This is a genomic window from Aporhodopirellula sallentina SM41, from assembly GCF_000346505.1.
In the GTDB taxonomy this organism is placed as follows: Bacteria; Planctomycetota; Planctomycetia; order Pirellulales; family Pirellulaceae; genus Rhodopirellula; species Rhodopirellula sallentina.
Map to the genome: position 1 here is coordinate 21,790 of NZ_ANOH01000045.1, position 7,023 is coordinate 28,812.

General features: G+C 51.1%; 6 protein-coding genes. All 6 read left to right on the forward strand.

Translation table 11 applies throughout. The features are described 5' to 3' along the window. Window positions 1-14: 14 nt before the first annotated feature. The 6 genes from RSSM_RS02080 (at window position 15) to RSSM_RS02105 (ending at window position 6,989) form a co-directional block, all read left to right on the forward strand. Window positions 15-1,088 (forward strand): polysaccharide pyruvyl transferase family protein, encoded by a 1,074-nt coding sequence (locus tag RSSM_RS02080; protein WP_008673995.1) that lies wholly within the window; start codon window positions 15-17, stop codon window positions 1,086-1,088. Between the two features lie 189 nt (window positions 1,089-1,277). Continuing rightward, on the forward strand, window positions 1,278-2,393 hold the full coding sequence (locus RSSM_RS02085) for a glycosyltransferase family 4 protein (RefSeq protein WP_144059507.1): 1,116 nt from the start codon (window positions 1,278-1,280) through the stop codon (window positions 2,391-2,393). Next, the gene (locus RSSM_RS02090; protein ID WP_081613663.1) at window positions 2,390-3,157 is read left to right on the forward strand and encodes a glycosyltransferase family 2 protein; all 768 of its coding nucleotides are present in this window, start codon (window positions 2,390-2,392) and stop codon (window positions 3,155-3,157) included. Before RSSM_RS02085 ends, RSSM_RS02090 begins: the two co-directional genes overlap by 4 nt. A 477-nt stretch (window positions 3,158-3,634) precedes the next feature. Continuing rightward, complete coding sequence (locus tag RSSM_RS32995; RefSeq protein WP_144059508.1) at window positions 3,635-3,841, forward strand: hypothetical protein; 207 nt, start codon at window positions 3,635-3,637, stop codon at window positions 3,839-3,841. A 1,176-nt stretch (window positions 3,842-5,017) separates the two neighbouring features. Next, window positions 5,018-5,737 carry a glycosyltransferase family 4 protein gene (locus RSSM_RS34235; protein WP_236620888.1) on the forward strand — a complete coding sequence of 240 codons (720 nt, stop codon included), beginning with the start codon at window positions 5,018-5,020 and terminating at the stop codon, window positions 5,735-5,737. 238 nt (window positions 5,738-5,975) lie between these two features. Further along, window positions 5,976-6,989: a glycosyltransferase family 4 protein gene (locus RSSM_RS02105; RefSeq protein WP_201767174.1), complete on the forward strand. Its 1,014-nt coding sequence runs from the start codon at window positions 5,976-5,978 to the stop codon at window positions 6,987-6,989. Window positions 6,990-7,023 lie beyond the last annotated feature (34 nt).

Below are 7,023 nucleotides of genomic sequence, written 5' to 3' on the forward strand. Positions count from 1 at the left end.
CAGCAGAGTCGCCTGTGAATATCTCGAAAAAGCTGAACCGCTATCATCGCGAGGCCTACCGGTTGGATCATTTTCCACCGACTTGGGAAGCGTTGGTTTCCGGCAAGCCGCGGTTAGCCTACTTCGGGTTTCTTGGCGACCGAAATTTGGGCGATGAAATGGTTTACTGGGCCGCCAAGGAGTTATTTAGCGATTGCGTCTTGATTCCAGTGAAGAGAAGATCGCCAATTGGAATCAAGCTTGCCGCAAGTAAACCGCGTCGTTTTTTCGACGGCATTGTGCAAGGCGGCGGAACGCTGATCAACGAAAATGAATGGGATACCAACAGGCAGGAATTGTTTGATTCCGGATTACCTATTTATGTTCATGGTTCAGGCGTCGCCGGAGCCAACCCAAATCCGAAATGGAACGTTCTCTCTCGGAACACGCATGGCGGTCTTCGTGGTCCGCTTTCCAAGGGGCGCCTCGACGAACTGGTCAAATTGCCGATTGTTGGAGATGCCGCATTTGCCCTGGGGATCAAAGCTCAGCGTGATCCGGAGAGGAAGCGGTCGAGAGTCTTGATCAATCTCGGAACTCACGAACACAACCGGTATCCCCAGAGCGACCTTGTCGAATCAGAGCTTGTGGAGTTCTGCCGCAAACTCATGGATGACGGATTGGAAGTCGTATTCCTGCCATTTCATGGAATTGACGTACAGCGTGCGAACCAATTGAAAGAGAAGCTCCCTTCGATCAGCGTTCTAAATCAGCCCCGCACGTTAAAAGAGCTGCAGGACTGTTTCGACGACGCATTGTTTGCACTCGGCGAACGACTGCACTTCGTCATCTCTGCCGCCCTCTTCCACTGCCCTTTTTTGTCAATTAACTACGCAAGCAAGCATCGCGACTTTCTCAAGTCAGTCGGGCTTGAATGTCTCGGAGCGGATCCAGGAGATTGCCACGCTGGCAAATTTACTTGTGCCTTCGACGAAAGAGAATCGCACCCAACCCAGGAATTCGAAGGTCGGCTGCAGCCACTTCAGGAACTGCAGCGAACGGAAGCAAACGCATTCATTTCCGCAATGAAGGCGAATGTTGCGAAGTAACCAGTGCTCGGCACCTGGAACAGCGAAGGATGACGAGGGCCTCTTGGATCTTGTCGCGAATTGGCAGGCCTTAGTGCATGATTTCATCCTCAATGTGATTTCATGCCGAGGCACGCGGGGGTTTCGGTGGGGCAACATTTCCAAGCTCACATTGCAATTGAAATTGTCTCCAGACGCATATCGAAAACAATGAAGATTGCTTTTATCTGTGGGAGCTTAGAGCCGGGACGAGACGGGGTTGGAGATTACACGCGCCGGCTAGCTGGCGAGCTAATTCGAAAAGGTCATGACGCAAGAATTGTTGCAGCACACGACAAGGGATTGCCTACAGGATCGACCTTCGTCGAAGAGTCACAAGATGACTTTGGAACCAAGATAGAAACTTATCGACTCGACAAAGGAACGAAGTGGAGTGAAAGGGAAGCAAAAATATTGCGGATATTCGACGAATCGACGCCGGACTTAGTTAGCCTCCAGTTCGTCCCCTACTCTTTCCATGGGAAAGGTTTTCCTTTTAGGTTCGTGTCCATGATCCAGACGATCGCCGCAGAGTTCTCCTTGCAGTGGCAGGTGATGTTTCACGAACTTTGGTTGGGCATCGGAACAGAGGCAAGACTAAAGGAAAAACTGGTAGGAGCGATCCAGAAACGTATTGTGTCTAAAATCGTTCGTGCTTTGCCGCACGCAGTGTTGCACTCCAATACTGAACTCAGCTGTTCTATCCTCGCAGAGCAGGGATTGCAGTGTGAGCGTCTGCCTCTCTTCTCGAACATCCCTCGCGAACGCAGTGCAGCTGGGAATCGTGTGGAGATTGGCTTTGATGATCTAGATCTAATCGCAATCCATTTTGGATCATATTCTCGGAACATACGCGGAACGCTGAGCACTGTCATGCGGATACACCGGGAAGCAAGATCTAAAGGGAAGAGGCTAGCACTAATCTCTGCGGGAAATTCGGGGCGATATGGAAACGATACTGTCAATGCGCTACGGGATCTGATTGGAGAAGACAGAGTCAAGCTCTTTGGGAAGCTAGAACCACGAAAGATTTCCTGGCTATTGACGCTTGCCGATGTCGGAATATCTAAATCCTCTATACTTAATTGGCAGAAAAGTGGTTCTGTGCTTGCAATGCTAGAGCATGGTCTAAATGTATATCTGCAACGTACTGATCGGACATCACTCCTGCCTTTGATTGGGCGAGCGACTGAGACTGAAGATGATCTTGTTCTCCAAGCATCAGAACGGTCAGGGACGCTTAGCAGGGTAGCGGACACCATGGCACAAATCTGGACGGATAAGTGAAGAAAGTTTCAATTGTTACTGTATGTCTCAACAGTGAAAGCGTGATCCAAGGTTGCCTGGAGAGTGTTCGAACACAAACATACCCGAATGTCGAACACATAATCATCGATGGTAAGTCTAGTGACCGAACACTTCAGCTAGTAGAAGCCGAAAGGCAGGCTGCGGGCTCCCGAATTGCAGCGGTGCTCTCAGAAACAGACGAAGGGATTTACGAGGCAATGAACAAGGCGATCCCGCTTTGCTCGGGAGACTGGTTATACTTCCTAAACGCGGACGACCGTCTTTTCTCACCGAAGACAGTTGAGCAAATGATGCAATCGTTAACCTTGAACAACTCGGAAATCATGGTGGGAAGAGTGCTCCTATTTGATCAGAAAACCGGGCATTCCTCACTTCATTCGCCAAGAAAAATCTCGCGATTAAGGCTACTTAGCGGGGGCATCTATCAACAGAACTGGATCGCACAGCGAAGTCTATTTGAACAGATAGGTGGTTTTGATCAGGAAATGCAACTCTGTGCAGATGTGGAATGGTTGGGCCGAGCACTGGTCCACGGGAAACGAATCACTGTAAGCAATGTTCTATTTGCTGTTTTCTCTCAGGGCGGAAGGTCGTCGGACTTTGCCACTGTTGTCAGAGAACATCGAATCATGGAGCGTCGGATTTGCAATCATTTCACATGGGTAGCATTCAAAGCTCTCAAGAAAACAGTATCCGGCCTGAACACTTGTCTTCGACGGGCATTCCCTGCTGTTATCGACTGAGCAGGGAATTTGCTACGCCTCGTACTTTGACTGGCGAAAACTCATAGGCGACGTTCCCGAGTCATGCTGTCAAGCCTATCCAGCAAGCCCTGGCTAGCATTGCGTGACAGAAGTCTCAAGCTCTCAATGAAGTCAGAAAAGAAAAATGTTTGGAATTGTCAGAACCTTGCTGGTAATTATGGTCGTTCTTTGCCACCTGTGATTCCACTTCGTACCCTTGGGCACGTTTGCGGTATCTGGGTCCTATGTTCTTAGTGGCTACCTAATGACTGCAATCATGCACTGCGGTTATGGCCATACGAGCACAGGGCAGTGGCGGTTTGCCTTGAACCGATTCCTGCGACTCTATCCATCACATTTTTCTCTTTGGCACTTACGCTGCTATTGATCTTGCTACTTGGCTCGTCGTTTGCGGAATCATTCAAGCCCGAAATGGCTCTACCAACTTCTTTAGATAGCGTGCTATCGAATGCATCAATGCTCTTCATCGCCTGGAACCCCGGTAGTGTTCAGCCATGCTTAGTGCCGCCTGCATGGGCGTTGACCGTTAAAGAGCCTGGCGTCAAGAGTGTTCGCTCGCCCCCAGGCCAGCGTTTGACAGCAGGTTGCATCCGGATTCGCCCTTTTTATGTTGACAATGTGCTGAGCATCCAGGGCAGTCCTGTCATGAAGGCTCACAGCTGATGGAAAAAATAAGAAACGGCTTGCTATGTATCTATTGAAAGATGTTGACATTTTGGTTGTGTCTTGCGGTGGATGTAGCACTACGATGCTGATAAATTTTCTTCGAGAAAACGGCATACGCACCAACGATCCGAGTGACTTAGACGGGCTGAAGCATGCCAGGTTCCCGCCCTTGTCGATTGGAAATGGGTGCAAAGTGGTTTATGTATTCTGTGATCCCGTTGAAGCCTTGGGCTCTCTTTACCGCAGGCACTACCAATGCAGACAGTTTTCGAAACTATCCGGTAACTACTTCGCAGTTCCGCCCGAACTAGAAAATATACAAAAGCTAGCGGATTCCAGTTCTGGCGATTTGTTTCAGATGCGGAATCATTTCACGACCTGGCTAGATAAATGGCAGGTTTATGAGACGCTGGCGATCAGATTTGATGCTATTTGGGAGGAAAAGTTGTTGCTGTATGATTTTGCTGGCATCCGGAATCCCGAAGTCCCATTGCCCGATAGAAGGTCTCGCAAGTCAAGTTTGGACGAGGAAACCAGAAGAAAGCTAAGCGTTATTCACAAGGGTTGGTGGTCGTCTTATAATCGCCCAGTTCGGATACTCCCTCAAAACGGACTAAGCGTTCAATTGCTTTATAAGATTTTCTGGTTGATGTTCGTGGTCTCTGATCTAATTAAGCGGAGTATTGCGAAACTGCTGTTTGGGCATTCTCGTGGCCCCGCATACCTTCGACCAGGCGAGCCTGATGATTTTTAATCTTAACGGGATTAGCACTATTGAATCTGGGCATCGCGAGTTGCAATTCTACTGTTTCATGGATGCTGTCTTTTCGAATTGCGCTCGATCGCAAGCATAGGTGGTATTGAGTTTTGAAGATCCTCTTCCTCAGCCACAGGTTTAGTCCTGATCTTGGTGGCATCGAGGTCAATTCCGAAATCTTGGCTGGTGAATTTGCTTCAGCAGAACATGAAGTTCGGCTAATGACTTGGTCGGTCGACGCCAATAACACCCATTTTCCATATTCAGTCATTCGAAATCCGTCCTTGCGGGAAGTATGGAACCAACATCGCTGGGCTGATGTTGTGTATGAAAACAACATTTGTTTGAGACTGTCTTGGCCCGCTGCTTTGCTCAGAAAGCCTTCGGTTGTCGCTTTGCGAACTTGGGTCAGTCGGATGGATGGTCGGATCGGTTTTCAAGATCGTCTGAAACATCTCTGGCTGTCGCGATCTAAAGGGGTCATCGCCGTCAGTGAACGAGTGCGTGAGCGATGTTGGCGGACGGCGGAAGTCATTGGGAATCCTTATCGCACCGACCTTTTTGGCTTACGCCCAGGCGTAAAACGCGATTGCGATTTTGCGTTCCTTGGACGATTGGTTTCAGACAAGGGAGCGGATTTGGCAATCCGAACGCTCAGGGAACTTTTGAATCGAGAATCGTGTCAAGACGAAATTGGGCTTTCCATCATCGGTGAGGGGCCAGAGCGGGGCAGTTTGGAACAGTTGGCGACGGACTTGAAGGTCGACAGGCTGGTCCGGTTCACGGGCAGCCTCCGCGGCGATGCGCTTGCCGATTGTCTCAATCGCCACCGTTTTCTATGGGTGCCGTCGCGTTGGGAAGAACCATTCGGCAACGTTGCCTTGGAAGGAATGGCGTGTGGTTGCATTCCGATCGTTTCCGATGGAGGCGGGTTGCCAGATGCTGTTGGTGACGCAGGCTTGGTGTTTAAACGCGGCGATCTCAACGACATGGTTGCTCAAAGTCTTAGATTGCTGGATGGCGAAGACTTGTGCCGCCAATTGGCGCGTGCAGCAGAAGAACATTTGAAACGACATGTGCCACAAAAAGTCGCTGAACGCTACCTTGAAGTGATTGAAGCCGCAGTTGCCAAATAAAGAATCTACCAACTTGATTTTCAGTCACCCAACCGGAAACGCGAATAGCCGAGCGGTACTCGAGGGACTTTGTAAATCGTCGCTGCTATCAGAGTTCCGCACCTGCGTCGCGACGTATCCCGGGAATAGGTGGTCAAAGCTTGCACACACGCCGTTTGGAAGAGAGTTTCAGCGGCGTGAATTTCCCGAAACCGCTCGATCACGGACTCGCCAGCGACCGTCGCGTGAACTGATCCGGATGCTGGCAAACAGAGCTAGTCTTGCTTTTCTTACCCGACACGAAACGGGGCCTTTTTGCGTTGACGCGGTCTACCGAGATCTCGACCGGACCGTCGCAAGACGAATCAAGCGTCAGCCATTCAGCGCTGTCTACGCCTATGAAGACGGGGCGTTGGAATCGTTTCGGGTCGCGAAAAAGCGAGGGGGCACCTGCCTTTACGATTTGCCCATTGGCTACTGGCGAGCGGCTCAAAGCCTGCTTGCCACCGAACGAGAACGCTGGCCGGAATGGGCCGCGACAATGCCGGGTTTTCGTGATTCGGAAGCCAAGCTTGCTCGCAAAGATGAAGAGCTTCAACTGGCCGACCAGATCTACGTGGCTAGCCAATTCACTCGTCGCACACTCGAAGACTATCCTGGCACGCTGGCGAACGCCGAGGTTATCCCTTATGGCTTTCCAAGTGCTGGTCCACCTCGCGAATACGTCGATTTGAAGTCGCGCAAACTCAAGGTGCTGTTCGTCGGAGGGTTGTCACAGCGGAAGGGAATCGCTGACGTGTTTGCCGTCGCAGATGCCTTGTCAGACCACGTCGAACTGACTGTAGTTGGCAGGGCTAACGTCCAAGGGTGCCCCGCCCTGGAGTCCGCACTGAAAAAGCATCACTGGATCCCCAGCCTGCCACACGAACAGGTGCTGCAAACGATGCGTGAGCATGATGTACTGCTGTTCCCCTCTCTGTTCGAAGGCTTTGGACTAGTGATCACGGAGGCGATGTCTCAGGGAACACCGGTGATCACCACCGACCGAACCGCCGGTCCCGACGTGATCACGCACGGTGAGGATGGTTGGATCATCCCTGCGGGCGACACAGCCTCTTTGCAATCGGCGGTGGAGAACCTGCTTGATGCCCCAGGTCAATTGGCAACTGCGGGAGAGCACGCGAGGCAAACGGCAATGCGACGTCCCTGGTCCACCTACGGAAACGAGCTGGCAGCCTCTGTCAAGCAACTGCTCGAGGCAACTCGAGCATGACGAACAGTGGAGGACTCTTGGGTGACCTACAAGC

Bases quoted from the DNA above. Each gene is read 5' to 3' on its own strand.
- RSSM_RS02085 (WP_144059507.1), top strand. From the start codon at position 1,278: ATGAAGATTGCTTTTATCTGTGGGAGCTTAGAGCCGGGACGAGACGGG.
- RSSM_RS32995 (WP_144059508.1), top strand. From the start codon at position 3,635: ATGCTCTTCATCGCCTGGAACCCCGGTAGTGTTCAGCCATGCTTAGTG.
- RSSM_RS34235 (WP_236620888.1), top strand. From the start codon at position 5,018: ATGGATGGTCGGATCGGTTTTCAAGATCGTCTGAAACATCTCTGGCTG.
- RSSM_RS02105 (WP_201767174.1), top strand. From the start codon at position 5,976: ATGCTGGCAAACAGAGCTAGTCTTGCTTTTCTTACCCGACACGAAACG.